General features: G+C 53.7%; 25 protein-coding genes. 7 read left to right on the top strand and 18 right to left on the bottom strand.

Going from position 1 to position 25,770, the window contains the following annotated elements; all coding sequences use genetic code 11:
* Window positions 1–10: 10 nt before the first annotated feature.
* The 3 genes from coxB to lexA all read right to left on the bottom strand — a co-directional run bounded on the left by coxB (window position 11) and on the right by lexA (window position 2,910).
* Window positions 11–1,156 (bottom strand): cytochrome c oxidase subunit II, encoded by a 1,146-nt coding sequence (gene coxB / locus H511_RS0100410; RefSeq protein ID WP_027250526.1) that lies wholly within the window; start codon window positions 1,154–1,156, stop codon window positions 11–13.
* 243 nt (window positions 1,157–1,399) lie between these two features.
* Window positions 1,400–2,197, bottom strand: coding sequence for a class I SAM-dependent methyltransferase (locus H511_RS0100405; protein WP_027250525.1), 798 nt, complete (start codon window positions 2,195–2,197; stop codon window positions 1,400–1,402).
* 92 nt (window positions 2,198–2,289) lie between these two features.
* The gene (gene lexA / locus H511_RS0100400) at window positions 2,290–2,910 is read right to left on the bottom strand and encodes a transcriptional repressor LexA (protein ID WP_027250524.1); all 621 of its coding nucleotides are present in this window, start codon (window positions 2,908–2,910) and stop codon (window positions 2,290–2,292) included.
* A gap of 220 nt (window positions 2,911–3,130) precedes the next feature.
* Here lexA and plsB point away from each other — a divergent pair, with 220 nt between their 5' ends.
* On the top strand, window positions 3,131–5,587 hold the full coding sequence (gene plsB / locus H511_RS0100395; RefSeq protein ID WP_027250523.1) for a glycerol-3-phosphate 1-O-acyltransferase PlsB: 2,457 nt from the start codon (window positions 3,131–3,133) through the stop codon (window positions 5,585–5,587).
* 68 nt (window positions 5,588–5,655) lie between these two features.
* Here the strand turns inward: plsB and ubiA are convergent, their stop codons facing one another.
* A complete protein-coding gene (gene ubiA, locus H511_RS0100390; RefSeq protein WP_027250522.1) occupies window positions 5,656–6,513 on the bottom strand; it encodes a 4-hydroxybenzoate octaprenyltransferase in 858 nt (285 codons plus the stop codon).
* 12 nt (window positions 6,514–6,525) lie between these two features.
* Window positions 6,526–7,137, bottom strand: a complete 612-nt coding sequence (locus H511_RS22070) for a chorismate--pyruvate lyase family protein (RefSeq protein WP_081669126.1) — start codon at window positions 7,135–7,137, stop codon at window positions 6,526–6,528.
* 158 nt (window positions 7,138–7,295) lie between these two features.
* Between H511_RS22070 and H511_RS0100380 the strand changes: the two genes are divergently transcribed.
* Window positions 7,296–7,703, top strand: coding sequence for a flagellar basal body-associated protein FliL (locus H511_RS0100380; RefSeq protein ID WP_027250521.1), 408 nt, complete (start codon window positions 7,296–7,298; stop codon window positions 7,701–7,703).
* Between the two features lie 64 nt (window positions 7,704–7,767).
* On the opposite strand, the gene glpD is transcribed toward H511_RS0100380, so the two are convergent.
* The 8 genes from glpD to ftsY all read right to left on the bottom strand — a co-directional run bounded on the left by glpD (window position 7,768) and on the right by ftsY (window position 16,173).
* Window positions 7,768–9,282 carry a glycerol-3-phosphate dehydrogenase gene (gene glpD / locus H511_RS0100375; protein WP_027250520.1) on the bottom strand — a complete coding sequence of 505 codons (1,515 nt, stop codon included), beginning with the start codon at window positions 9,280–9,282 and terminating at the stop codon, window positions 7,768–7,770.
* A 284-nt stretch (window positions 9,283–9,566) separates the two neighbouring features.
* Entirely contained in the window at window positions 9,567–10,331 is a 765-nt protein-coding gene (locus tag H511_RS0100370; RefSeq protein ID WP_027250519.1) for a DeoR/GlpR family transcriptional regulator, read from the bottom strand.
* Between the two features lie 123 nt (window positions 10,332–10,454).
* Window positions 10,455–11,306: a rhomboid family intramembrane serine protease GlpG gene (glpG, locus tag H511_RS0100365; protein ID WP_027250518.1), complete on the bottom strand. Its 852-nt coding sequence runs from the start codon at window positions 11,304–11,306 to the stop codon at window positions 10,455–10,457.
* Between the two features lie 70 nt (window positions 11,307–11,376).
* A complete protein-coding gene (gene glpE / locus H511_RS0100360; protein WP_027250517.1) occupies window positions 11,377–11,703 on the bottom strand; it encodes a thiosulfate sulfurtransferase GlpE in 327 nt (108 codons plus the stop codon).
* Window positions 11,704–12,275: 572 nt separating this feature from the next.
* Window positions 12,276–13,136, bottom strand: a complete 861-nt coding sequence (rpoH, locus tag H511_RS0100345; RefSeq protein WP_027250516.1) for an RNA polymerase sigma factor RpoH — start codon at window positions 13,134–13,136, stop codon at window positions 12,276–12,278.
* A gap of 148 nt (window positions 13,137–13,284) precedes the next feature.
* Window positions 13,285–14,211 carry a permease-like cell division protein FtsX gene (gene ftsX, locus H511_RS0100340; protein ID WP_027250515.1) on the bottom strand — a complete coding sequence of 309 codons (927 nt, stop codon included), beginning with the start codon at window positions 14,209–14,211 and terminating at the stop codon, window positions 13,285–13,287.
* Entirely contained in the window at window positions 14,201–14,869 is a 669-nt protein-coding gene (gene ftsE / locus H511_RS0100335; RefSeq protein WP_027250514.1) for a cell division ATP-binding protein FtsE, read from the bottom strand. The genes ftsX and ftsE overlap by 11 nt, the downstream gene beginning before the upstream one ends.
* A gap of 2 nt (window positions 14,870–14,871) precedes the next feature.
* Window positions 14,872–16,173, bottom strand: coding sequence for a signal recognition particle-docking protein FtsY (ftsY, locus tag H511_RS0100330; RefSeq protein WP_027250513.1), 1,302 nt, complete (start codon window positions 16,171–16,173; stop codon window positions 14,872–14,874).
* A 181-nt stretch (window positions 16,174–16,354) separates the two neighbouring features.
* Between ftsY and rsmD the strand changes: the two genes are divergently transcribed.
* Window positions 16,355–16,960: a 16S rRNA (guanine(966)-N(2))-methyltransferase RsmD gene (gene rsmD / locus H511_RS0100325; RefSeq protein WP_027250512.1), complete on the top strand. Its 606-nt coding sequence runs from the start codon at window positions 16,355–16,357 to the stop codon at window positions 16,958–16,960.
* Complete coding sequence (locus H511_RS0100320; RefSeq protein WP_027250511.1) at window positions 16,957–17,223, top strand: DUF1145 domain-containing protein; 267 nt, start codon at window positions 16,957–16,959, stop codon at window positions 17,221–17,223. Before rsmD ends, H511_RS0100320 begins: the two co-directional genes overlap by 4 nt.
* A 59-nt stretch (window positions 17,224–17,282) precedes the next feature.
* Here the strand turns inward: H511_RS0100320 and H511_RS0100315 are convergent, their stop codons facing one another.
* The 3 genes from H511_RS0100315 to H511_RS0100300 all read right to left on the bottom strand — a co-directional run bounded on the left by H511_RS0100315 (window position 17,283) and on the right by H511_RS0100300 (window position 19,590).
* Window positions 17,283–17,606: a putative signal transducing protein gene (locus H511_RS0100315; RefSeq protein WP_027250510.1), complete on the bottom strand. Its 324-nt coding sequence runs from the start codon at window positions 17,604–17,606 to the stop codon at window positions 17,283–17,285.
* Window positions 17,607–17,628: 22 nt separating this feature from the next.
* A complete protein-coding gene (locus H511_RS0100310; protein WP_027250509.1) occupies window positions 17,629–18,255 on the bottom strand; it encodes a lysoplasmalogenase in 627 nt (208 codons plus the stop codon).
* Between the two features lie 969 nt (window positions 18,256–19,224).
* The gene (locus H511_RS0100300; RefSeq protein WP_027250508.1) at window positions 19,225–19,590 is read right to left on the bottom strand and encodes a hypothetical protein; all 366 of its coding nucleotides are present in this window, start codon (window positions 19,588–19,590) and stop codon (window positions 19,225–19,227) included.
* 156 nt (window positions 19,591–19,746) lie between these two features.
* Between H511_RS0100300 and H511_RS0100295 the strand changes: the two genes are divergently transcribed.
* Window positions 19,747–20,076, top strand: coding sequence for a DUF2500 domain-containing protein (locus H511_RS0100295; RefSeq protein ID WP_027250507.1), 330 nt, complete (start codon window positions 19,747–19,749; stop codon window positions 20,074–20,076).
* Window positions 20,077–20,107: 31 nt separating this feature from the next.
* Here H511_RS0100295 and H511_RS0100290 read toward each other — a convergent pair whose 3' ends face one another.
* Window positions 20,108–21,112, bottom strand: a complete 1,005-nt coding sequence (locus H511_RS0100290; protein WP_027250506.1) for an acyltransferase — start codon at window positions 21,110–21,112, stop codon at window positions 20,108–20,110.
* A gap of 476 nt (window positions 21,113–21,588) precedes the next feature.
* On the opposite strand from H511_RS0100290, the gene H511_RS0100285 reads away from it, so the two are divergent.
* Window positions 21,589–23,184, top strand: a complete 1,596-nt coding sequence (locus H511_RS0100285; RefSeq protein ID WP_027250505.1) for an AbgT family transporter — start codon at window positions 21,589–21,591, stop codon at window positions 23,182–23,184.
* 79 nt (window positions 23,185–23,263) lie between these two features.
* Here H511_RS0100285 and H511_RS0100280 read toward each other — a convergent pair whose 3' ends face one another.
* Complete coding sequence (locus tag H511_RS0100280; RefSeq protein ID WP_027250504.1) at window positions 23,264–24,484, bottom strand: EAL and HDOD domain-containing protein; 1,221 nt, start codon at window positions 24,482–24,484, stop codon at window positions 23,264–23,266.
* 211 nt (window positions 24,485–24,695) lie between these two features.
* On the opposite strand from H511_RS0100280, the gene H511_RS0100275 reads away from it, so the two are divergent.
* On the top strand, window positions 24,696–25,697 hold the full coding sequence (locus H511_RS0100275; RefSeq protein WP_248616551.1) for an alpha/beta fold hydrolase: 1,002 nt from the start codon (window positions 24,696–24,698) through the stop codon (window positions 25,695–25,697).
* Window positions 25,698–25,770 lie beyond the last annotated feature (73 nt).

The raw sequence follows: 25,770 nt of genomic DNA, 5'->3' as shown, positions 1-25,770 counted from the left end.
CTGTTACTCCCTAAAGCTGCTCGCCCTTAAGAATTGCCTGTACTTCTGCTGCCTGAACCATATCACCGGTATTGTTACCCCAGGCATTACGCTCATAGGTAATCACAGATGCCAGCTCCTTCAGGCTCAACTGCGGGCCGAACGCCTGCATTGCCGTGCCGTTACGTCCGTGGACCACAATGCTGATGTGTTCCAGCTTTTTAGCCGGATCAACCGAAACCCCTGTACCGGCCAGTGCCGGAAACGCCCCTGGCAACCCCTGACCATTGGCCTGGTGGCACACAGCACAACGGGTGTTGTAGACGGTCTCGCCCATCGCCATCAGCTCATCCATTGGCATTTGCATATCCAGCAAACGCAGCTCTTCAGCTTTTGCCTCCCGCTGAGCGGTTTTGGTGACCTGGAGCCATTCCTCAAAATCGGCCTGCGGCTTGGCAATCACCACAATCGGCATAAAGCCATGATCCTTGCCACACAGCTCAGCACATTGCCCGCGGTAAATACCCGGCTTATCAATCTTGGTCCAGGCCTCGTTGATGAAACCGGGGTTGGCGTCTTTCTTGACGGCAAACGCGGGTACCCACCAGGAATGAATCACATCCTGTGAGGTCATCAGAAAACGGATTTTCTGCCCGACCGGCACCACCAGCGGGTGATCCACTTCCAGCAGGTAGTTATCGCGCTTTTGCCGTTCATTGTTAATTTGCGCCTGAGAGGTGGCTAAGTTGGAATAAAATTCAACCTCTTCGCCGAAATAACGGTAATGCCATTTCCACTGAGAGCCGGTTATCTGAATAGTGATGTCCGATTGCGAGGTATCTTCCATCGCCAGCAGGGTTTTGGTCGCCGGAATGGCCATCACGATCAGGATAACAAAAGGGATCAGGGTCCAGAGCAGTTCAACCCGGGTACTTTCATGAAAGGAGGCCGCCACCGCACCCCGTGACTTTCTGTGATGAATAATGGCCCAGAACATCACGCCGAATACCACGATACCTATCGCGACACAGATATAAAAAATCGTCATGTGCAGTGAATAGACCTGCTGGCTGACCCCGGTAACACCCTGGGTCATATTCAGCGGCATCGACTGCGTTTCTGCCCATGCGGGCACACTCAATAAGCCCAATAATCCATAAAACAATCGCCGCATCATTCTGTGGATCCCTCCCTCAGTCACCCTGACAGTCAAGTGCCAGTTACCGTCCCACGCCGGAGACAACAAACACCTGTCTCAGCCAGGATTCCCTAATCAGCGCAAAATAGCCATAACAGCTTGTTTACATTTAACTTAGGACAGATTTGCCGGAATGAACAAAATTTTGAGTGAGAAATAGTCAACGCCCGCAAGAAATGGGCGCTGGTAGACATAAGCGGGCAGAAAGAGAAAAGGGCGGGCTTAAAAACGCAGGTGCGACACCACAGGTGTTAATCTGTGACCGAACGAAGGCAAGTGCGACAACCAACGCTGCCAGGGGCGCCAGCGCGGACAAGGCACAGTAAGTGGTGAGTGGCTGGATACGTGCTCGGCCCAGGGTAGCCACTGCAGCAGCTGGCGGACAGGATCTTCAAAACCATGCGCATAGTTCTGCGTCCCTAATCTATGCCCCAGGCCGCTGTCACAGCGATCGCCAGCCAGCACGAGACACAGTTCCAGCTGATTGAAATGGCAACCTATCCGCTGGACAAATTTCGCCACTTCCTGCGCAGAAATCTGCAGCAAAGCCTGATCACACACCAGCATAACAGGTGAAGAAAATGAGGTCGGCAACTGGGATAACCAGCTCAGATCCGTCACAGAGCCCGGCCGCATCCGATACCGTTCACTGGCGTGAAACAACTTTTGCCGCCACAGCAGGTTCTCATTGCAGTCCAGCTCCAGCCAGCGGCACCGGCCATTATCCAACCGGTAGAAACGGGTATCCAGCCCGGCTCCGACATTGATGACATGCCCGTTAGGAAAACGGCGCAGAAAATGCTGTACCCGCTGATCCACCAGCAGGGTCAGGGTCGCGTGCAGCAACTGGTGCTGATCGACATTACCGGCCAGGCAATCGGGAGCCAGATGACATTGCTGGCAAGCTGCGGCGGCTAAGGGGTCATAAATCAAGCCACCGTCAGCCAGACTCTCGCGACTACGCAGCCAGAGCGGCTGCAGAAGTGCAGCCGGAATATGATAGCGGGCAGATTTAGTCATTATCGTCATCGTCTACAAGGTGATACCTTGATGATAATGACTATCATTAACCATTGCAAAGAATTCGTCGGTTCTTTACACACAATCAGGCCTCAGCCCCAGTCGCCGTTGCGGATAACCCCCACGGCAATACCTTCAATGGTCAGGTGCTGCTGAGTCAGATCCACCACAATCGGTGCGAACGCCTCGTTTTCGGCATGCAAATACACCTGAGACCCTTTCTTTTCAAGACGCTTAACCGTCACATCGTCATCGACACGGGCAACAACCACCTGGCCGTTACGGACATCCTGGGTTTTATGCACTGCAAGCAAGTCGCCGTCCATAATCCCTATGTCTTTCATGCTCATGCCATTCACACGCAGCAGAAAATCAGCCTGCGGTTTAAACATTGACGGGTCGACATCATAATGGGTTTCAACATGCTCCTGAGCCAGAATCGGCTCACCGGCAGCAACACGCCCGATGAGCGGCAGACCATGTTCCTGCGTATCCTCGTCATTCACCAGCAGGCGAATACCGCGTGATGCGCCCGGTACGATTTCAATCACCTGCTTACGAGCCAGCGCTTTTAAATGCTCCTCTGCCGCGTTGGCAGATCGGAACCCCAGTTCACGGGCAATTTCCGCCCGGGTCGGCGGCATGCCGGCTACTTCAATTTTTGCTTTGATCAAATCAAAGACTTCTTGTTGGCGTGGCGTTAACGGCTTCATGACATACCCTGTCTTTTTATACAGTTCACTGTGAGTATATCCAGTGTTCATTGTTTTGAAAAGACTATATTCAATGAAATGCGGGCTTGGCTGACCCCGCTATAACGCCAGGGAACAAAATTTTACTCTTTACCATCCTGTGTCGTATTTTTCGCAACAATACCCGGCGTGTTTTCTGCTATCCTTGCCACGCATTAAGATTTCGAGGCTAGTTATAAACATGTCAAGTTGGCAGAAATTTTCGCAAAGTCTTCTGAATTTGCCGCTTTCTTTACTGGTTAAGACCCGTACCATTCCGTCCGATCCGGTTTCTGAACTGGAACTGGATCTCGACCGCCCTATTATCTACACCCTGCCTTTCGGCTCGCAGACCGATCTGCTGACCCTGAGTGCGGCGACCCGGGCCGTCGGGCTGCCCGATCCGCTCGAACCACTCGTGATCAATGGCCAGGTGTTTCCCCGCTATGTCTTCGTCGCCAACAGCCCGAGCATTTTCGGCCGTGACGGCCAGTTACCGGCCAAATCCTTAACCCTGTTTACCGATTTGCTGGCAGCCCATAAAGCGGATCCGCAACTGGATGTTCATCTGCTGCCCGCTTCGGTATTGTGGGGCCGCAAACCCGGCACTGAAGGGGAGCAAAAACCGATACTGAAAGCCTTAAACGGCCCGGAAAAATGCTTCGCCGTGTTGGCGCAGGGCCGGGATTGTATGGTCCGCCTCAGCCCGACCATGTCATTGCGCTTTATGGCCGACAAGCACGGAACCGACAACGCCATTGCCAATAAGCTGGCCCGGGTGGCTAAAATCCATTTCTCCCGCCAGAAGCTGGCGGCTGCCGGCCCTCGCCTGCCGCAGCGTCAGGCACTGTTTAACCGCCTGCTGGCTTCCAAAGCGATAGAAAAAGTGGTGCGCGAGGAAGCGGAAAGCCGCGATGTGCCGTTAGAAAAAGTGCGCAAAGAAGCCATTGATATGATGGAAGAAATTGCAGCCGATTTTTCCTACAGCCTGGTGCGTCACGGTGACCGCTTCCTGAGCTGGCTGTGGAACCGTCTTTATAAAGGGATCAATGTCAGCAATGCCCAGCGGGTCCGCCAATTAGCGCAGGACGGCCATGAAATTGTCTATGTCCCCTGCCACCGAAGCCACATGGATTACCTGCTGCTGTCTTACGTGCTCTATCAGGAAGGCATGGTGCCGCCGCACATTGCCGCGGGTATTAACCTGAACTTTTTCCCGGCCGGGCCGATTTTCCGCCGCGGCGGCGCGTTCTTTATTCGCCGCAGCTTTAAAGGCAACCGCCTCTATTCCACGGTATTTCGCGAATATCTCGGCGAGCTGTTTGCCAAAGGTTACTCGGTGGAATATTTCAGTGAAGGCGGCCGCTCCCGTACCGGTCGCTTACTGGCGCCGAAAACCGGCATGCTGTCGATGACCATTCAGGCCATGCTGCGCGGCCTCAACCGCCCGGTCACTCTGGTGCCGGTGTATATTGGCTACGAGCACGTGATGGAAGTGGCCACTTACGCCAAAGAGCTGCGTGGCAAGCGCAAAGAAAAAGAAAGCCTGGGCCAGGTACTGCGCACCCTGCGTAAACTGCGCAATTTCGGCCAGGGTTATGTCAACTTCGGTGAACCTATCCCGCTCAATCAGTACCTGAACGAGCAGGTGCCGGACTGGCGTCAGCATATCGACCCGATTGAACCTGCCCGCCCGCAATGGCTCAACCCTGTGGTCAACAGCCTGGCCGATAAGATGATGACCCACATCAACGATGCGGCAGCGACCAACGGTCTGACCCTCTGTGCGCTGGCCTTACTGGCCTCCCGCCAGCGCGCCCTGAGTCGTGAAGAGCTGGAGCAACAGATTGACTGTTACCTGCAGTTGCTCCATAACACGCCCTACTCGTCGGACTGTACCCAGCCGTCAGACACAGCGGCTGAGCTGGTTGAGAATACCATCAGCATGGACAAGTTCATGGTTGAGCGTGACAGCCTGGGAGAGATAGTGTCGCTGGATCGCCAGCAGTCACTGCTGATGACCTATTACCGCAATAACATCATCCACCTGTTTGCACTGCCTTCGCTGATTGCCCACATAGTCGTCTCGCATCAGCGCCTGAGCCGGGCCGAAATGCATCGTCAGATCAGCCTGCTGTATCCGTTTCTCAAGGCCGAGCTTTACCTGCGTTTTGACTGGGCGGATTTACCGGAAGCGGTTGATGCCCTGATCGATGAGCTGATCCGCCAGCGGCTGATCCTGAGCGACGGCAATGAATTGTCACTCAACAGTGTCCGTATCGGGCCGCTGCAGTTACTGGGCAATACCATTACCGAAACCTTGCAGCGCTACGCCATTGCCCTGACGCTGCTGCGCAGCGAACCTCAGCTGATGAAGAGCGATCTGGAACAGCAAAGCCAGATGATGGCACAGCGCCTGAGCCGCCTTCACGGTATCAATGCGCCTGAATTCTTTGATAAAGGTGTCTTCTCTGCCATGGTCAAGACTCTGCGTCAGGAAGGCTACCTGAATCATGACAACCATGCGGTCTCCCGTCCGGTCGCCACTCTGGCCGATTTACTGGCCGATCTGGTGTCGCCGGAAGTGAAGCTGACCATTCAGGCAGTCATGAACCGGGAAGAGAAAAAAGAGCCGGGGCCGGATTCAGCGGACGGGTAATCCGGTCGCTTAAAACAGCAAACGCCCGCAAGATGCGGGCGTTTTACAACCGGAACAACCTCATCAGCTCAGAGCATTAAACCAGCGGCCATACCCAGCCACACCAGCATGCCGACATAGTTATTGTTGAGAAAAGCCTTAAAACAGGGTTCACGCTCCCTGCCGCGAATCAGCATCTGCTGATAGACAAACAGCGCCGCCGCACCCAGCAGACTCCAGTAGTACAGCTGAGACAGCCCCATCTGCGTACCCACCGCAATCAGCAGCCCTAATGTGCTCAGCTGCAACAGGCCGATAATGCGCTTGTCATTGCGGCCAAACAGGATGGCGGTGGATTTGATGCCGATTTTTAAATCATCATCCCTGTCGACCATGGCGTACTGGGTATCATAGGCAATGGTCCAGAGTATGTTGGCGACAAACAGCATCCAGGCCACAGGCGGTAAAGCGCCGGACTGCGCGGCATACGCCATTGGAATGGCCCAGCCGAAGGCCATACCCAGCACCAGCTGCGGCAAGTGGGTGTAGCGCTTCATAAACGGATAAGCAGCCGCCAGTAACAGACCGACCACAGACAACTGGATAGTCAGTACATTCATGGTCAGCACTAATGCGAAAGACACTAACGACAGCACGGCAAAAAAACCCAGCGCTTCGCGCTCGCTGATCAAACCGGAAGGCAGAGGACGCTGCGCGGTACGCTTCACATGACCGTCAAAATGCCGGTCTGCGTAATCATTGATGACACAACCCGCCGCCCGCATCGAAAAAACCCCGAGCACGAACACCACCAGTACCCTGATATCCGGCATGCCATCTGCGGCCAGAAATAATGCCCACAGGGTCGGCCACATCAATAACAAACTGCCAATCGGGCGATCCATCCGCGCTAACTGCCAGTATGCCCTGGCCTTGGTCATCTCCAAACCTTCACTCTCCTATTTTTGTTCGTAATAGGCGGCTTTTTCGCTGCCTGATACCGCTGATAATTTACCGCTGAATGGTGCCACTTTAGGGCTGTTGTCCCGATATACCGGAGCGGGTGCCAGAAACAGCTCAGCCACCAGCATCGGCTTTTCCTTTACCCACAGGCGGGAGCGACGCGCCCATAACGTATCGTTATTGACAGTCAGGCGGGCCAGCTGCAGGGCGTCACGGCGCGCGCTCTGATCGGTAAACACCCGGTATCCCAGCGGCGATTCTCCCAACTGGGCGATGTCCTGCTCCTCACCCGTCATGGTCGGCACAGGGATCAGCGTGCGGCCAAACACCCAGGGCACACCGTCGCCATGCAAAAGAACGATACGCTCCAGGCAATCCACTGTCCCCAGCATCGCCTGCTCATCAGGCTGTAAACTGCCGGCTTTGATCGGCTCCTGCGTCAGCAGAAGCACACTGAACTGATGACAATAACGGGCAAAACGGCGTGACAGCGAGCCATTTTCCTGCAACCAGCTTTGCAGTTGCGGCTGATTGAGGTGTATGTTTTCTGTCAGTTGCCAGTCGGCATTGTCCAGAGCGGACTGATATATCTGCTTGAATTTCGACATCTTCCCAATTCAATTCCTAGAAAGGGTGATAGAATGTGGCCAATTGATAACACTGAATGATGCCCTATTGTAGCAAGCCGTCACGGACAGGAATATCATTCCTCACCAAAGTAGGCACTTGGGTAACAGATTTTTCCCTGATACAGATGGATAGCAAGATGAAATCTCTACTCCTGACATTGGCGATGGTGCTGATTACCCTGACTCAGCCTGCACTGGCACAATCTGCGCCGGCAAAGACCCCTGAATACAGTTATTTCACCCTGACGCCGGATATCACCACTAACTATATCACCCAAGGTAAAAAGCTGGGTTATCTGCGCCTGCAGGTCGATCTCATGGTCTCCGATCCGGACTATATCCCGCTGGTTGAACACCATGCGCCGCTGATCCGCGATGCCATTATCCAAATCATTGGCGAACAGCCGGAAGTGAAGATCAAGTCTCTGGCCGGGCGCGAAGCGATACGCCAGCAATGCCTGGACAAAGTGAATGACCTCTTGATTGCAGAGACCAACCAAAAGCTATTAACTGAGCTGTTATTTACCAAATATTTGTACCAGTAACACCGACAAAAAAAGCGCCCGGTGGGCGCTTTGGTCTTTATTTCCCGTATGTCATTACACAGTATCAGGCTGCAGCGTGCGCCTTGGCATGTTGCGAGGCAATATAATCGGCCACCGCCTGTTGCTGCTCGCTACTCAGATACAGCCCCAGTTTGCTGCGCCGCCACAGGGCATCATCTGCGCTGACAACAAACTCACGGCTTATCAGATAATCCAGCTCTCTGGCATAGAAACCTTCGCCAAAATGCTGCCCCATGTCCGCTTCACTGCTGACACCTTCCAGTATCTGCCAGCTCATGATCCCGTAATTCGTTGCCATCCGATCGGCGGTAAACGCGCTCATCCAGCTAAAACGGTGGCGTAAATCCGCGCTGAGACGCTCACGGTCAAAACCCGCTTCGCCCCCGGGCAGACAGGCTTGCGCCGTCCAGGCCGGTCCCATGTCCGGGAAGAAAGGTGCCAGCTTGCGCAGTGCCGATTCGGCCAGCTTGCGGTAGGTGGTCAGCTTGCCGCCAAACACAGACAGCAAGGGCGGCTGAGAGCCTTCCTGTTCCAGCTCCAGGGTGTAATCACGGGTCACGGCTTGCGGTGAGTCGGATTCATCATCACACAGCGGACGGACGCCAGAGTAAGTCCATACCACGTCCTGACGTTGCAGTTTATGCTTAAAGTGATCGTTGTACACTTTGAGCAGGTAGCGGATTTCGTCTTCATCAATCGCCACTTTACGCGGATCGCCGTGGTATTCCACATCTGTGGTGCCGACAATGGAGAATCTGTCCAGATACGGAATCACAAACACGATGCGGTTATCTTCGTTCTGCAGAATGTAGGCCTGAGGCTCGTCGTGTACGCGCGGTACCACTATGTGCGAGCCTTTGATCAGGCGAATATTGCGCGGCGACGGGGTATCCAGGCTGGTGTCATAGAAGGTTTTCACCCAAGGGCCGGCCGCGTTTACCAGCGCATGCGAGCGGCGGATGAAACGCTCGCCGGTCTGGCTATCGAGCACAGTCACTTGCCACAGCTCGCCGTCGCGTTCGGCCTTTTCAACCCGGCAGCGGTTTCGGACTTCGCCGCCACGGGCCGCGGTTTCCATCGCATTTAAGATAACCAGACGGGCATCATCGACCCAGCAGTCTGAATATTCAAAACCGCGGGTAATTTCAGGCACCAGGGCGGAATCCGCGCCAAAGCGCAATCCTTCACTGGCCGGCAGCGTGGTACGTTTTCCTAAGTGATCATACAAAAACAAGCCGGCCCGGATCATCCAGGCAGGGCGCAGGTGTGGCCGGTGCGGCAGGCGAAAACGCATTGGCCGGGCAATATGCGGGATCTTGCGCAGCAGGACTTCCCGCTCTGCCAGGGCTTCGCCAACCAGGCGAAACTCGTAATGCTCAAGATAGCGCAGACCCCCGTGGATCAGCTTTGAACTGGCAGACGACGTCGCCGACGCAAAATCATCGGCTTCAAACAATGCCACTTTCAATCCGCGACCTGCGGCATCAGCGGCAATACCCGCACCGTTAATGCCACCCCCTACGACGATAATATCCAGAATCTCATTTGCTGCTGTCATGCCTTTCACCTGTGCCTTAACTGCGCTGCGTTCTTACCGTATGCATTGCCTCACTGCTTATATTAGGACATGCATTCGAAAGTGTTCACTTTGTATAAATGTTCGATATCGCTCAATATAGCCAATTGGAAAGCGAATATCATCCTTTTTATGCTCGAAAAATGACACCCATATGATCATACGCACAAAAAAAGCTGCCTTATCAGGCAGCTTTCCGGGAGTGTACAGGCAGATTAATACTCGATGTAACCAGTTATGAGCGAAAACGCTCATAACCAGTTCTGTCAGTCGAGTATGATTTCGAGGTGGGTATCCAGCTCTGCCATCCGCTTGGCCAGCGGCTCTGGCGGTGTTTTATTGGTGAACAGCATATCAATCTGACTGATATCCCCCAGATTCACCATGGCATTGCGGCCGAATTTCGTGTGATCGACGCCCAGCATGACACAGCGGCTGTTTTCAATGATGGCTTGTTTTACCCGTACTTCGTGATAATCAAAATCGAGCAGGGAGCCATCAAGATCAATACCGCTGATCCCTATGATGCCAAAATCCAGACGGAACTGGGAGATGAAATCCAGGGTCGCTTCCCCCACTATGCCGCCGTCACGGTTACGCACTTCACCACCGGCCAGAATCACCCGGAAATCATCTTTACCGGTCAGAATACCGGCTACGTTCAGGTTATTGGTCACGATCCGCAAATCTGAGTGATCCAGCAAGGCCCGTGCAACCGCTTCCGGCGTGGTCCCTATATCAATAAACAGCGTGGCGCCGTCCGGGATATGCTTGACCATCGCCTGCGCGATACGATCTTTCTCGGCCAGCTGCATCACTTTACGGGTTGTGTAGGAAGTATTGACCGAGCTGGACGGCACTGTCGCCCCGCCGTGATGACGCCGGATTTTATTCTCTTCGGCCAGCTCATTGAGATCCCTGCGGATCGTCTGCGGGCTGACGTTAAAACGGGCAACCAGGTCATCGGTACTGACATAGCCCTGAGTTTTCACGAGATCAATGATCTCCTGATGACGTTTGCTTTGCTTCACTGCTGTTACTGCTCCTGATTGACGAAGATCCAATGACCGTAGTGGCCCGCTTTCCGGGCGTGCTCATCTTACTGGGCAATCGGTCTGGTTACCAGGTAAGTGATCCCACTCCTGGCTGAAACCTTAATGTGCCGAGTCCGCCGGCTGTCGCAGATAGGCATCAACAAAGGCCAGCAGGCACCCTGAGATCAGCCCGAACAGATGCGCCATATTGGCCACTTCAAACCCCATCACGCCGACAAAACCTAGTACCAGCCACACCAGCATAAAGACGACATAGCCATTGGGAATAGTGAGGCCCCGCGCAGGAACCAGCCAGCCCAGCCACCACAGGTAACCCATCAGTGCGTAGACCACGCCGGATAACCCGCCGAAGTTGGGGCCGTGAAACCAGAACTGTGCAAGGCCGGAGATCAGGGCGGAAACGATGAAAACTTCCAGTAACTTGCCGCTGCCGCTGTGCCGCTCAAGCCGTCCGCCCAGCACCCACCACCACAGACAGTTAAATATCACATGCAGTGCGGAGAAATGGATCAGACTGTGAGACACATAGCGCCAGACTTCCCAGCTGTCGCCCTGCATGGTCGGAAAATGCAGCCAGTAAAACAGCGGCGCCTGCCAGCCCAGCAACCAGCCGCCGTAAATACCGACCGCCAGTACCATCACCAGCAGACAGACAGGCCCGGCACCCGATTTCACCATATCGACCATGCTGGGACTGTCATAGCGAAACGAAGGCTGCTTGCGACGGTTCACCACCTGCCAGGAGGCGGCCTGGTATTTCTGATCGTCAGGACGGCGGATAAACTGCTGCCACTCGGCTTCGGTTTCTACCTGGTGTGCGGGATCAGACAACCAAATGGCAAACTGGCCGCCGGGTTCAACGGCCAGGGTAAGTTCAATACCACGGGAGGCCATATAATCTATGAAGGCCTGTGCCATTCGGGGGTTATTGAGTACGGCGATGCGCTGCATCTCAGACTCCCTGTTGGAATATGTGCGTTGCTGGTGTCGCCGGCAGACGCAGGATAATCATCTGGCTGAATTACTGCTCAACACACGGATACGCCTGACGGCGCCAGGCTTCAAAGCCACCGTCCATGCTGTACACGGTTTCATACCCCTGATTAATCAGATACTGGGCTGCGCCCTGAGAGCTGATCCCATGGTAGCACATCACGATCACCGGCTGCTCGAAGTCAACGTCATCCATAAAACTGACCATAGTATCATTGGTCAGGTGAAAAGCAGACTCCGGATGAGATAAGGCGTGGGATTGAGGATCGCGTATATCAACCAGTACCGCCTTGGTGTCGGACTGTTGTAATAATGCGTACGCTTGCTCAACCGAAATGTGTTCAAACTGCTCCATGATGACCTCATTATTTAATTATCGACCGGGATGCCAGCACCAGGCTGCAGCAACCCCTCATCACACGATCTTATGCGACATACGATCTACGCAAAAACCAGCAATGGTGTGCCCAAGGGATCCTGGCTCATTGAGCGCGGTATCCGCTATTCTTTCAATGCCTGCCAGTATACTCAGTTACTCACAGCTTTGAAAAAAATCTGGTTCCGTTTCCCGCGGTAGTTTTAGCGAATATCCTTACAGGATCGAGAGTTAGTCAGACAGACCGGGCCAGCCGTTACCGCGCTGATCATTGTTTCGCCAGCTGTGGAAAAAACTGTGAATAGCGTTGATAATGTGTTTTCTGCCAAAAGGATCCACTAGATATAGTAAAGATCCGATCAAAGCCTGTGGATAACATTTTCAACCTCAGCCGATCATCTCAGTGCCCACTCAGCAAACCGCCATTCCATAGGTGTCCGGGCACAAAAAAACCGGCTCAAAGCCGGTTTCTTCATTCAATAAGTTTGTGGATAGAAAATTCAGCGACCCCCAGGGATCCTCACCCTCAGGATCCTGCACCCTGCGGATCGTTACAGTGCGTCACCGACGGCATCTTTCAGTTTGCGCATCGCGTTTTTCTCCAGCTGGCGAATTCGCTCGGCTGAAACACCATAATGATCAGCCAGATCCTGCAATGTGGACTTATCGTCCTCCAGCCAGCGTGAACGTACGATGTGCTGACTGCGGTCGTCCAGATTCGCCAGTGCCAGTGACAGACGATTGTTGGCGTGATCTTCCCAGTTATTCTCTTCATAGCTGAGCGCTACGTCAGAGGACTTGTCTTCCAGGAAATACACAGGTGCTGTGCAGCTGTTATCACGCTCGTCATCATCGGCCGGCATATCAAAGGTGGCATCCTGTGCGGCAAGACGGGATTCCATCTCACGCACTTCACTGGTTTCCACTCCCAGTTGCTCGGCCACCATTTCGACTTCTTCATTGTTAAACCAGCCAAGACGCTTTTTCGCCTTACGCAGGTTGAAGAACAATTTACGCTGAGCTTTAGTGGTCGCGACCTTCACGATCCGCCAGTTACGCAGCACATACTCATGAATTTCAGCCTTGATCCAATGGACAGCGAAAGACACCAGCCTGACACCCACTTCCGGGTTGAAGCGTTTTACCGCCTTCATCAGACCAATATTGCCTTCCTGAACCAGATCAGCCATTGGCAGGCCGTAACCTGTATAGCCGCGGGCAACATGGACTACAAAGCGCAGGTGCGACAATACCAGACTGCGGGCAGCCTCAATATCACCGTCATAATGCAGACGCTCAGCTAACTCCCGCTCCTGCTCGGCTGTCAGCATAGGATGGCTGTTTACAGACCGGATATAGCCTTCCAGGCTATCAGCAGAAACTAAAGCTAATGAAGTCATCTCTTTTGTCATTCAAGTAACCCCTGTGGATGCTGTGCCAGGGCCAAATACCCTGGACTTTCACCTAAATCAGGCAGCATTACACTACCAGACCGACAATAATGCCTTCAATGCTGCACAAAATGCAAGCATGCATAACCAATAGGTAGAGTCTGATTCGTCATATTGGTTCAATTTCTTTTAAGTGTCTGCCGGCAGAAAGACGGGCCGCCAGAATGCCCAGCAAAGCCGATAATATAATCAGTAGCAGACATTCGTCCCAGGCCAGGCCGGTTAAGTGAAAATCACTGCCGTACAGCGCTGCCAGCTTATCAACCGCACCTTCCAGTATAAAGCTTACCAGCGTAGTGAGCACTAACGCAGCTACCGAGGCCAATAAGCCATACCAGGCACCTGTGTACAGAAACGGCCGCAGAATATAAGTGTTGGTTGCCCCGACCAGTTTCATCACCTGGACCGCCTCTTTCTGATTTTGCAGCTGAAGACGCAGCGTATTGCCCACTATCAGAAACACGGCCAGCAGCATCAGACCTGCCATGATCATGGTCAGCGTGACGCTGAGTTGCTTGATGGCATCAAGACGCTGCAGCCAGTCGCTGTCCAGCCGGACATCATCCACACCGGCCTGCTCACTGAGCTTGCGGGCCAGTATTTCCGCCTGGCTGCCCGACTGCCATTGCACCGACGGTTTGATAATCAGCACTGCCGGCAAGGGATTTTCATCCAGCAGGCTCAGTGCCTTGGCAAAACCGGCGTGCTCACGGAACTCATCCAGTCCCTGCTGAGGAGAGACATAATCCGCTGAGCTGATTTCCGTCCAGCCCGCCAGACTCTCTCTCAGTGTACGGGCCTCGGCATCGCCGGCACCCGGCGCCATATAGACAGTCAGCTGAGTCGGGTTCTGCCAGGCCTGGCTGACAATCGCAATATTCTTAGCCGCCAGATAAAAACAGGCCGGTAAGGTCAGGGCAAAGGCCAGCACTGCCAGCGTCAGGACATTGCCCACCGGACGGCGCCATAAATCAGTGAGTGCCTGCTTACCCACCTGACGCTGGACAGAGAACCAGCCTTGAGCTTCACGCGCCATACGCCACCTCGCGCAAACTGCCCTGGTGTAAATCAAGCCGCCGGTAACTATGACGGCTTAACAAGGATGTGTCGTGGGTGGCCATCAGTACACTCACCCCAACCCGGTTAAATTCGGCAAACAGTCCCATCATCTGCTGGGACAAATCGGCATCCAGATTGCCGGTCGGTTCGTCCGCCAGCACCACCAGCGGCTTATTGACCACGGCACGGGCAATCCCGACCCGCTGCTGTTCACCGCCGGACAGCTGAATCGGCAGGCATTGTGCTTTATCCAGCAGGCCGACTTTATCGAGCGCGGCGGAAACCCGTCGCTTGACATCACCGGCCGGAGACTGGGCGATTTGCAGCGGCAGCGCCACATTGTCAAACACGGTCCGGTCCATCAGCAGTCTGTGATCCTGAAAAATCATCCCGATATGACGGCGAAGAAAAGGGATCTGATGGCTGTCTATCCGGGTAATATCATGATCATTGAAGAAAATCCGGCCATCACTCGGCCGTTCAACCGCAGCGATCAGTTTCAACAGCGTGCTTTTACCGGCACCGGAATGGCCGGTGAGAAAGGCCATCTCACCTTTTCCCAGATGGAAATCCACTTTTTGCAGGGCCTGACGACCGCCCCGATATGCTTTACTGACCTGCTGAAACCGAATCACAGTTAATCCTCGTCGCTGAACAGAGCCTCAATAAATTCCTGGGCGGCAAAAGCACGCAAATCTTCAATCCCTTCACCAATACCAATGTAGCGGATAGGGATATTGAACTGATCTGCGATGGCAAAAATTACACCACCCTTAGCCGTGCCATCCAGTTTGGTCAGTGTAATACCAGACACTGGTGCCACTTCACTGAACAGTTTGGCCTGGCTGATCGCATTCTGGCCAGTACCGGCATCAACGGTCAGCATAATTTCGTGCGGCGCCAGCGGATCAATTTTCTGCATCACCCGGACAATCTTACGCAGCTCTTCCATCAGATTGCCTTTGTTCTGCAGACGGCCGGCAGTATCGGCAATCACCACATCGACATTGCGCGCTTTGGCGGACTCAATCGCATCGTAGATCACAGACGCGCTGTCGGCACCGGTATGCTGGGCGACCACAGGCACGTTATTACGATCGCCCCACACCTGCAGCTGCTCGACCGCCGCGGCCCGGAAGGTATCTCCGGCGGCCAGCATCACAGACAGACCCTGCTGCTGAAATTGCTTGGCCAGCTTGCCGATCGTGGTAGTTTTACCCACGCCATTGACGCCCACCATTAAAATCACATAAGGCTTGTGGCTGGTATCAATCACCAGTGGCTGCTCGACTTTGGCCAGCATCTCACTCAGCTCGTCTTTCAGCAGACCGTACAGGGCCTCGCCGTCTTTGAGCTGTTTGCGGTCGGCTTTTTCGGTCAGGTTTTCGATAATCTTGAGCGTGGTGTCCATGCCGACATCCGCCACCAGCAGCTGCTCTTCCAGCTCTTCAAACAGATCATCATCAATCTGCTTGCCCCGGAATAAACCGAAGAAGCCAGCCCCCAGATTATTGCGGGTTTTCTTCAGCCCTTTCATCAGCCGGGCAAAGAAACCCTCGCGCTGCGGTTTTTCCTGCACCGCCGGCTCCTCAGAAACAAGGGCCGGTTCAGCCGCTGCTTGCTGGCTTTGTGGCTGTGCATCTTCTTCTACCGGCCGGATCTGAGTATCTGCCTCAACATCCAGATGCGCACTCTGCTCGGGCAACTCGGGCTCGGCGTCGCGGTGCGTCAGCGGGGCTTCCGCCTCCGCCATGTCCTGATGAGGCGGAACCGAGTCCTCTGTAGAAGCAGACTGCGTTTGTGTCTCAGTGACGGCATCCTGAGCCTGTTCCGGCTCTACGGCCTCTTCTTGCGGCTTATGCTGTTCTTTTTGCTCGGTTTGTTCTTCTTCACCAAACCCCAGCCATGAAAATAATCCGCGCTTCTTTTTTTCTGCCATTGGCAAATCCTAGACATTGATTGGTACAATTTACGGCCTGAAAATAAAGGGCCTGTTTATCTTTGGGCTTGCCAGCTTAGTGTGCCTGGCGAACATAACCAATCGCCAGGGTAACAAGGAACAAACACAAAGATAATCAGGCCCATGTATACTACCACTTTCTCTACGGTCGAAGAAATGTATGACTAGACGTAAGACGCATTCCGGACACAAAGCTAACCCGCCCAGCCAGGCAGGCTTTGTGCGTATCATCAGTGGCCGCTGGCGAGGACGTAAACTGCCGGTCCACGATGTTGCCGGGTTACGCCCGACAACCGACCGTGTCAAAGAAACCGTTTTTAACTGGCTGGCGCCGGATATCCACGGCTCACGATGTCTGGATCTTTTTGCCGGCAGCGGCAGCCTTGGCCTTGAAGCCTTATCCCGTGGTGCGGAGCACCTGACGCTGCTGGAGCTCGACACCCAAGCCGCCAGTCAGCTGAAGCGTAACCTGGACACACTGGCAACCGACAAAGCCGAGCTGCATCAGACGGACAGCCTGGCTTTCCTCAATAAACCGGGGTCGGCTTTTGATCTGGTGTTTATTGATCCGCCTTTTCGGCGCGACATGCTGCCGGAGGTGATTCGTCTGCTGGAAAGCAATGGCTGGCTGGCCCCGCAAGCCCTGATTTATCTGGAAGCGGAAAAGGAACTGGGGCTGCCTGATACGCCCGAACACTGGCAGCTCATCAAAGAAAAATCGGCGGGACAAGTTTGCTACCGCCTGTATCAAAGAGAGGAAATATGAAAGCGCTGATTTTACTGGCGAAAGTGGCGATCGGATTTGTCTGGGCGGTGCTTTTGCTGAACCTGTTCCACCCTTTTCCGGGTGTGGCGGCGATCGCACTGTATATCATGACGGCGTTTCTGCTGGCGATGCACGGCCTGCAAATGCTGATTTTCCTCGGTGCCTTTGGTGACAAACTGTCTCTGAGTCGCTGGGAAAAATGGTCGATACTGATTTTCGGCATCTTTGCGCTGCTGGATATTCGCCGCAAGCACATGGTGTAAAAAAGCTCACGGCAAGGGCGCCCAGACGGCGCCCTTCGTTGATTCATTAATTTATTGATTCAGCGCTCGGTCTCGGGTTTATCGGTGCCGCATTGCCAGCACCAGTCGAACTGGCCTTCGTTCTCTTCGCCGCAGGACACGCACCGCCAGCGCCGCTGATTATCCTTCTCGTACCCGGCGAGTAACTGGCGCGCCTGGAATGCATCCTGTGCCGATACCCAGACTGTCACCTGTACCACATCCGCCGGTAATTCCCCGGCAGCCGCCCCGAGATTTTCCCCGGTCAGACGCACCGCCAAACCGGCATGTTCCAGCAGTCCTTTCAGGGTATGCGCTTCAAGGCTGTTGCCCGCCCGGTAGATCTGTTGCCAGCTAGCTGCCATTACCCACCTCTTCTCTTTATCATCAGCGTAGCAGCACACTGACCACTAAGAGCGACTGGGCAAGATAATAGGTGGTCATGATACTGCCGGTGGCTGCTCTGAAATGGCCTCTGAACCGATCCAGGGCCAGCAAGGTATCAGAGACCAGAAATACCAGCGCCCCGGCAAATGCGGCCAGGCCGGCACCTGTGCGGGTCGTCAGCCAGTACTCACCCGCCGCCCAGGTCATTTGCAAAATCACCCCTATATAGACACCGACCGGCAGAGCCAACCGGCCCAGCGACGGCAGCAACAGCAGATAGACGATAATCCCGGCCCCCATCAGCAAGGCAGGCAGCCACCAGACAATCGAGCCGGACAGCTCATTCCAGAAGGCCAGTGAATACACTATGTGCGCCAGCAAGAAACTGGTCAGGCCCGGCACAAACTTGTCTTTGGGCAACATAAGAAAAATGTCCCCGGCAACCGAGCACAGCAGACCGGCAATGATCCATTGCTGATAGCCATCACTTTGGCCAAACTGCAGGATCGTTGCCAGCAGCAAGACAATCGTCAGCGGTTTAAACAAATAAAACTGCCACTGCGGACCGCGGTAAGCGGCATTGATATGTAACAAAGCAGAAAAAGAGACGGCTAACCAGACCCACATACGTTCACCCGAGTTATCAAAGCTGTGACAGTGTAAAAAGCAAACACAGTTTGTCTAGCTCAGATAGGCCAGAAACCCGGTCAATTCTCACCTCTGTGATCCATCACACTTTCATATAACTTATTCCTTTACCGCCACTTTTATTCCTTTTCGTTCAATGCTATGGCTGCGATTCCCTGCCTGGGAACAAAAACCATGCGCTTCCGCTGCCAAAACCGCCAGGCTCGTACTAACGCGCTAAATACCGCTTTAGTTTAGCGTATCAAGCAAAGAAATCGGATAGAACCCCCGTTCAAAATAAAAATAAAAATACATTAAAAACAAAAAGATAAACCAAATTACAGCACCAATAACAGATCAGAGCAGCCTTCAACCCTCATATCGGACACCCACGCAGTTACCAAGCGCTGAATGTCGATTAATAACGCAAATCGTATGCAAAAACCTGACCCGGCTGTATACCTGAACCGGTTTTCTTTAGTTTTATCACGAAAAACAATGGTAACTAACGCCAGACGCCGCCAGAGCACAAAACCACAAGAAGAACTTAAACACGGATAAAAACAAAAACACAAAGCCATTAAAAAAACAAAATAATCAGATACTTAAAAGAAAATTAAAACTTAACAACCCAATCAGATTGTTTTTTGACCTCACCATTTTCAGCAGCCAAATGTCATCAACAAAGGGATTTCATGACAACTAAAAGTAAATTTATTGCTAAATATCACACTCTTCCTTTGATCAGGCGATAAAAAAAGTGCTATTCTTTTCTTAACAAATTTTCCAGCAACATAACAGGAGCCTATAACTATGTTATCACCTTCCCAAAAACAAGGGCTTGTCATGATCGCCGTCGTCGCCGGTCTCATGTTGCTGCCTGTGCTTTATTAAGCAAAAGATAAAATTAGCCAATAAAAAAGGTGCCTGAGGCACCTTTTTTATTTTGTCGCTATCATGCGCCATCCGTTACGGATCCAGCTTGATATGGTGCCAATTGTTTGAATAAAACCACAGCGCCAGGGCGGTCATGCCCAGCACCAACAAAACGGCAACCGCCCACACCCTGCGCGCACTGCGGGGCGTCAGCTCTTTTTCGCACGCCTGGCAGGCCCGGCGAAAGCGACGACTGTCATCCAGGCTAAATCCTTCCTCATGCACCACTTTATTGCGTATGGTGGCCACATAACGCAGGGTCGGGATGATCTCGTGAGGCAAACGCTCTTCACAGCTGGTAATTAACTGATGCAGCCCTTTTCCTTCCGCATGATAATGGTGCCGCAGCAAATGCTCGAGGCGCCGGCTCCGGCTCACCACTAATTCAATTTCTGACACCCACATCTCTCCTGCTACACACTTCTTCTTTAACCTTACAAGGAGATCAGCCAGTTGCAAATCTACCGGCAGCGATCTCACCATAGCCGCATTCTGTCACAGACAACCCGCTACACACTCAAGCATAATAGCGGGCAGTTACCTAAGGAGCCTGCTATGCCCGTTACCCCTTTTCTGATTCTTCTGGTGTTGCTTGTTGTTGCTGTCGCCTCATTCACTTACATCTACCGCCGTCATCTGTCGGGCAACGCGGCGATAGAAAAGACAATAGAGGTGCTGATACTCGATAAACAGAGTGTCGCTCTCGACAACACTCAGTCAGGCGGCGACAGTGAGGAATACTGGCTGTATGTCCAGCCGGTAACAGGCGGCCCCAAACGTGATTTCCAGATCGGACCGCACTATTTCCACGCCCTGAATGCCGGTGATGCAGGTATCCTGACCTACCGGGGCCGGCGATTTCTGCACTTTGCACTGAAACGCTGACAAATGTCGCCACGTCAGTAAGACGGTGTCATCAGGGCACCAGCCAGGCCATCAGCCGGTGACGGCTCAGCAGCCAGCTCGCCAGCAAAGCAAGGCCGCCAGCCACCAGAGTCCAGAAGGGTATCATCACAACAGGGTGAATAAAGTACCAATCAAACGCCCTGACCGGCCACAGAAAAATCGGGTGCAGCAGGTAAATACCCAGACTGTAGCGGCTCACAAAAGCCAGCTTGGCAAGCGTCTCTTCACTGAGGCGATCGGCAATATAACGGCACACCATAAATACCATCGCAGCGATGAGCACAGTATTCAGAGTTTTGTAAGACAGCCAGCGGCCCACAGTATATTCACCCGCCGCAAAGCTCTGGCTGAGTACCATATAATCCGTCAGTAACAACCCCGCTACGCCCAGGGGCAGTAACCAGCCCAGGGTCGGCCAGGAATAACGATAAAGACAGTAGCCCAACAGCAAATACCCGCTGTAAAGCACCAACTGGTGGCTCCAGGGGCCGTCGATGTGAAACAAAAACAAAGCCGTCAGCAGTATCCACACCAGCGTCACCCCTTTCACTGCCGTGGGATCAGCCCGCCTCACCCACGCCTGCAAAAACGGCATCACCAGATACAAAGGCAGAAAGTAGTAGAAAAAGCCCAGGTGATAATAGGTTTCATGCTCTGGCATGTTAGCCAGTGTCGCCATCGCGGTACTGCTCTGATAGCCGTCTAAGGTCAGGCCTGAAAAAAACGCATAAAACACCGACCACACCAGAAAGGGGATCAATACCTTGCCCAGCCGCCGCCGGACATAATAGCCAAACTCAAACGGCCGGGTGTCTGTCAGCATCAGTGCGCCGCTGATCATGATAAAGACAGGCACCGCCCAACGGCTGAAGCTGTTATAGCTGACCGCGGTTATCCAGGCATGGTCCGGGATCAGCCCGATCAGTTCACGGTAAGGCCCTAACACATGAATCACAACCACAGCTGTGGCGGCAACACAGCGCAGTAAGTCGACAAAGACTATTTTTTCCCGCATGAGAACTCCTTCACTTGTTACCACCATCCTTTCAATACTAAAACGTCATGAGTTGTCTGATCAGAATTTGTCCATCCCTCACCGGCATGCCGTCCACACAAACTAAAGGCAGACGCTTCTCAGTATGTTATCAAATTGATAATTTGAATGATGTTTTATTAGTTCAGCGCAAAAACGAGAAGTGAATCACAAAAAACACCTGTTACATCCGCCAAGACGGCACAGAACTGGCTAAGTACCGCCAACACCACCCACCTATCTAGTCAACTCAGGGCATATATAAAGTAAATTGACCCACAGATCAGATAAAAATAAACATAAAAAACCAGCAAAAAGCTAAATCAGCAGTCATAAAATACACAACAGAAACATTTATACACACTTTTGTCTTGTTTCTGACATTAACAATAGCGTAACCTCCCGCACCGACAAAAGATGCCCATTGACGGGTACATGACGTAAGAATGGAGGTCGTGATGCATTCGAGTGCTTCACAAAAACAGTTGAATACCAAAAAAACGCTCTTTACGCGTTTTCTGGATACCGTTGAGTGGCTGGGTAACCTGCTGCCACACCCAATCACCCTTTTTGCCCTGTTCAGCCTGGCAATACTGATTGCTTCCGGCATTGCCGGCTACTTTGGCGTTTCAGTGCCAGACCCGCGCCCGGAAGGCGCCCCGGGACGGGCCGCCGACGGCATGATCCACGTTATCAGCCTGATGAACGCCGAAGGTCTGCAAATGATCGTGGCGAATCTGGTGAAAAACTTCACTGGCTTTGCCCCGCTGGGCACCGTGCTGGTCGCTATGCTGGGCGTCGCGATTGCAGAATATTCTGGCTTACTTTCTGCTGCAATGCGCGGCCTGGTCATGGGCGCTTCCCGCCGCATGGTGACTCTGGTGGTGGTGTTTGCCGGTATCATTTCCAATACGGCTTCTGAGCTGGGCTATGTGGTGCTGATCCCACTGGCCGCCATGCTGTTCCACTCGCTGGGTCGTCACCCGCTGGCGGGTCTGGCCGCAGCTTTTGCCGGTGTCTCCGGTGGCTACAGTGCGAACCTGCTGCTGGGCACAGTGGATCCCCTGCTGTCCGGGATTACCCAAACGGCAGCACAAATGATTGACCCGACCTACCAGGTTGGCCCGGAAGTGAACTGGTACTTCATGTTTGCGTCAACGTTCGCGATCACCATCATGGGTGCCTTCGTGACCGAGAAAATTGTGGAACCGAAACTGGGCACTTACAATGTCGAGGAAGCCAGCGACGATCTGGGCAAAGACAGAATGGGCGCGCTGACGGATCTGGAAAAGAAAGGTCTGAAGGTAGCCGGTCTGGCAGCACTGGCGGTGTCTGTACTGCTGGCACTGACTATCGTGCCGGAGAACGGCATCCTGCGTCATCCTGAGACCGGTCTGGTGGCGGGCTCGCCTTTCCTGAAAGGCATAGTGGCTTTCATCTTTGTGTTCTTCGCCATCCCTGGCTTTGCGTACGGTAAAGTCGTCGGCACCATGAAGACAGATCGCGACGTGATCAGTGCAATGTCAGCTTCCATGTCGTCCATGGGTATGTATATCGTCCTGGTGTTCTTTGCCGCCCAGTTCGTGGCATTCTTCAAGTGGACCAACTTTGGTCAGGTCTTTGCCGTGGCGGGTGCAGACATGCTGCAATCCATCGGTCTGACCGGGCCAATGCTGTTCTTCGCCTTTATCCTGATGTGTGGCTTCATCAACCTGATGATAGGTTCCGCCTCGGCACAGTGGGCCGTGACCGCACCTATCTTCGTGCCTATGCTGATGCTGGTCGGCTATGCGCCGGAAACCATTCAGGCGGCGTACCGTATCGGCGACTCAGTCACCAATATCATCACCCCTATGATGAGCTACTTCGGTATGATTCTGGCGGTGGCGACCCGTTACCAGAAGAATCTGGGACTGGGCACCCTGATCGCCACTATGCTGCCATATTCCATGGTCTTCGTGGTCGGCTGGAGCCTGATGTTCTATGTCTGGGTGTTTGTACTGGGTATCCCGGTCGGTCCGGGCGCTGCGACCTATTACAACATTGGCGGCTAATCCTGCCTCCCCCTGAAACGACAAACCGGGCAAACGCCCGGTTTTGTTTTTCCTCTTTTCCCCCGGCGGGATACACAGCTTATTTCTGATACGGGATCTGATAGCTGGCCAGCCAGCGCAGCGTCTGGTGATACACATTCGCCACCTGAGCCTCATTCATCCCCAGCCGCTGGCAATACCGGGCGGTACTGTCCCAGTCGGCATTGTCGTAGGCATCCAGCAAATTCAGAATATCGCCCAGCGGCCCTTCCCGCAGCAATAAGGCACTGTGGACTTCCTCAGACAGGGGTAACAGCTCCAGCAGTTTAGGCAACGGCTTATCGAGCAAGGCATCGAGCAGCGAAAACATCCCGGCCAGAAACGCCTGATCGCTGTTCAGGGCAATACCGCTGCTCCTGGCCAGCTCTTCACACATGCGCGCCCGCTGCAGAGACAGAATATACAGCTCGCGCGGTTTGCGGATAGAGGCATGCGCCGCCGCCACCACAGAGACAAACAGCTTAATTTTCTCCTCACCCAGATACACCAGCGCCTGCTTAAAGTTACCGATTGGCGATAAGGTTCTGTGGGCGGCGGAATTGACATAGCGCAGCAAGAGATAAGACAGGGACACGTCGCTGGAAATAATGCGCTCGACACGGAGAAAGTCGACCGGAGTGCGGCTGATTTCGCGCAGCAGTCTCAGGGTAGTCAGGGTTTCAGGGGTCACCTGACGGTTTTTCAGCAGCTCCGGCTTACTGAAGTAATAGCCCTGAAACAGATGAAAACCGGCGGCCCGGGCGGCTTCAAACTCTTCCCGGCTTTCTACTTTTTCGGCCAGAAACTTCAGGCGGCGATTCTCATGCTGGGCCACAAAGGCACAGGCACGCTGACAACCCAGTTTGATGAAGTCGAGCTTAATCACATGCACATAGGGCATAAAACGCTGCCAGGCCGGCTGCAGGTCAAAGTCGTCCAGCGCTATGGTATAGCCCTGTTTGTTGAGATGGCGAATGGCAGCGAACAGCTCGTCATCCGGTATGCAGGTTTCCAGCACTTCTATCACGACCTTGTGCCGCGGCAGCAATAAAGGCAGCAATTTCACCAGGCTGTCATGGGGGAAGTTGATAAAGGTACGCTGGCTTGCGGTGGCAAGATCATCGCCGACCGCCATGTAGTTTTCCACCAGCAAACGGCTGGTGGCCGTATTGGCTTCGATGTCCGGAAAGGCATTATGCTCCCCATCACGAAACAGCAGTTCATAACCAACGGTTCTCTGCTGGCGGTTCAAGATAGGTTGACGAGCAACGTAGGCGTACATATTGGGGAAATTAATGATCCTGTCCGGTGGAAGACAATAACAATAATAGAATGGCACCAGATTTTATGCCGTATCCAAAACCATCAATACTTTACGTTATACTGGAACATATTACTAATTCCTTTATATCGCCACAAAGAGCGGACAAATGTTGGACAAGCTTCCCATGACTCAAGGATTTTCATTTTCCCTCCCTGCCGGGGGGATCAGCATGGAACCCGATTTTGCGGCCACCATGGCCGGGCCGGTGACCGAGTGCTGGGCTCAGCGCCGGCAAAGTCAGTTCGCCGGTGTCGGAGGCGTGCCCATTGCCTGGATGAGCCTGACCGGGTTCAGCGCCGACAGAGCCATAGTGCTGGTCAACGGCCGGGTCGAAACCTTTCATAAATACCAGGAACTCTGCTGGGAGCTGACACGTCAGGGCTATGATGTTTTTGCCCTGGACCACCGCGGCCAGGGCTGCTCCGGCCGCCTGACTCCGGACAGCCAGCTCGGCCATGTGGAAGAGTTTGCCGATTACGTCAGTGATCTCCACACCTTTATAGATACCATAGTCAAACCGGCCGGTTACCCGCAGCTTTTTATACTCGGCCATTCGATGGGCGGCACAGTCACCAGCCTGTATCTGGCCCAGTACCCTGATGAGATTGCGGCCGCCGTACTGAGCGCCCCGATGCACGGCATCAAAGTCAGCCACTGGATGAAACCTATTGCCTCGCCGCTGGCCAGAGTGGCCGAGCAGCTCCAGCGTCAGCCCGGCTATGCGCCAGGCCAGACCCCTTATTATCCCAAGCCCTTTGCCGATAATCCCTTATGCCAGAGCCAGTGCCGTTACGAGTGGTTCCGCAATCTGTATGAAGATCAGCCGGCCCTCAAACTGGGCGGCCCCAGCTCCCGATGGGTCTGGCAGGCATTGAGCGCCGCCCGCCAGTCGGTGGCTCTGGCCGGTCAGATTCGCTGCCCGGTACTGCTGCTGCAAAATGAACAGGACACTATAGTCGACAACCGGGCGCAGAACCTGTTTTGCCAGCAGATCAGACAGGCCGGCGGACAGTGTCAGGTGAAGGTGATCAAGGGCGCCCGCCATGAAGTGCTTTTCGAGCAGGACTTGCAGCGGGTACAGGCGGTCACGGCTGTGCTGGAACACTTCGCCCGGTTCAGCCAGCCAGCGACAGCCGCCACCCCGCTGGTGGCCAGCAGTCAGCCAGGCTGAACTCATACTGACTGAAATAGCGGAAAAAACCGGGGTCGCAGATTAGCCTCTTTTCTTGACTCCAATCTGGTTT

The organism is Photobacterium halotolerans DSM 18316 (assembly GCF_000425165.1).
Taxonomy (GTDB): Bacteria; Pseudomonadota; Gammaproteobacteria; order Enterobacterales; family Vibrionaceae; genus Photobacterium; species Photobacterium halotolerans.
Note: the sequence above shows the minus strand (reverse complement) of the source record. Positions and strands in the feature narration are given on the sequence as shown.

Coding starts and splice junctions, on each gene's coding strand:
- coxB (WP_027250526.1), bottom strand. CDS start 1,156: ATGATGCGGCGATTGTTTTATGGATTATTGGGCTTATTGAGTGTGCCC.
- H511_RS0100405 (WP_027250525.1), bottom strand. CDS start 2,197: ATGACTAAATCTGCCCGCTATCATATTCCGGCTGCACTTCTGCAGCCG.
- lexA (WP_027250524.1), bottom strand. CDS start 2,910: ATGAAGCCGTTAACGCCACGCCAACAAGAAGTCTTTGATTTGATCAAA.
- plsB (WP_027250523.1), top strand. CDS start 3,131: ATGTCAAGTTGGCAGAAATTTTCGCAAAGTCTTCTGAATTTGCCGCTT.
- H511_RS22070 (WP_081669126.1), bottom strand. CDS start 7,137: ATGTCGAAATTCAAGCAGATATATCAGTCCGCTCTGGACAATGCCGAC.
- H511_RS0100380 (WP_027250521.1), top strand. CDS start 7,296: ATGAAATCTCTACTCCTGACATTGGCGATGGTGCTGATTACCCTGACT.
- glpD (WP_027250520.1), bottom strand. CDS start 9,282: ATGACAGCAGCAAATGAGATTCTGGATATTATCGTCGTAGGGGGTGGC.
- glpG (WP_027250518.1), bottom strand. CDS start 11,306: ATGCAGCGCATCGCCGTACTCAATAACCCCCGAATGGCACAGGCCTTC.
- glpE (WP_027250517.1), bottom strand. CDS start 11,703: ATGGAGCAGTTTGAACACATTTCGGTTGAGCAAGCGTACGCATTATTA.
- rpoH (WP_027250516.1), bottom strand. CDS start 13,136: ATGACAAAAGAGATGACTTCATTAGCTTTAGTTTCTGCTGATAGCCTG.
- ftsX (WP_027250515.1), bottom strand. CDS start 14,211: ATGGCGCGTGAAGCTCAAGGCTGGTTCTCTGTCCAGCGTCAGGTGGGT.
- ftsY (WP_027250513.1), bottom strand. CDS start 16,173: ATGGCAGAAAAAAAGAAGCGCGGATTATTTTCATGGCTGGGGTTTGGT.
- rsmD (WP_027250512.1), top strand. CDS start 16,355: ATGACTAGACGTAAGACGCATTCCGGACACAAAGCTAACCCGCCCAGC.
- H511_RS0100320 (WP_027250511.1), top strand. CDS start 16,957: ATGAAAGCGCTGATTTTACTGGCGAAAGTGGCGATCGGATTTGTCTGG.
- H511_RS0100315 (WP_027250510.1), bottom strand. CDS start 17,606: ATGGCAGCTAGCTGGCAACAGATCTACCGGGCGGGCAACAGCCTTGAA.
- H511_RS0100310 (WP_027250509.1), bottom strand. CDS start 18,255: ATGTGGGTCTGGTTAGCCGTCTCTTTTTCTGCTTTGTTACATATCAAT.
- H511_RS0100295 (WP_027250507.1), top strand. CDS start 19,747: ATGCCCGTTACCCCTTTTCTGATTCTTCTGGTGTTGCTTGTTGTTGCT.
- H511_RS0100290 (WP_027250506.1), bottom strand. CDS start 21,112: ATGCGGGAAAAAATAGTCTTTGTCGACTTACTGCGCTGTGTTGCCGCC.
- H511_RS0100285 (WP_027250505.1), top strand. CDS start 21,589: ATGCATTCGAGTGCTTCACAAAAACAGTTGAATACCAAAAAAACGCTC.
- H511_RS0100280 (WP_027250504.1), bottom strand. CDS start 24,484: ATGTACGCCTACGTTGCTCGTCAACCTATCTTGAACCGCCAGCAGAGA.
- H511_RS0100275 (WP_248616551.1), top strand. CDS start 24,696: ATGGAACCCGATTTTGCGGCCACCATGGCCGGGCCGGTGACCGAGTGC.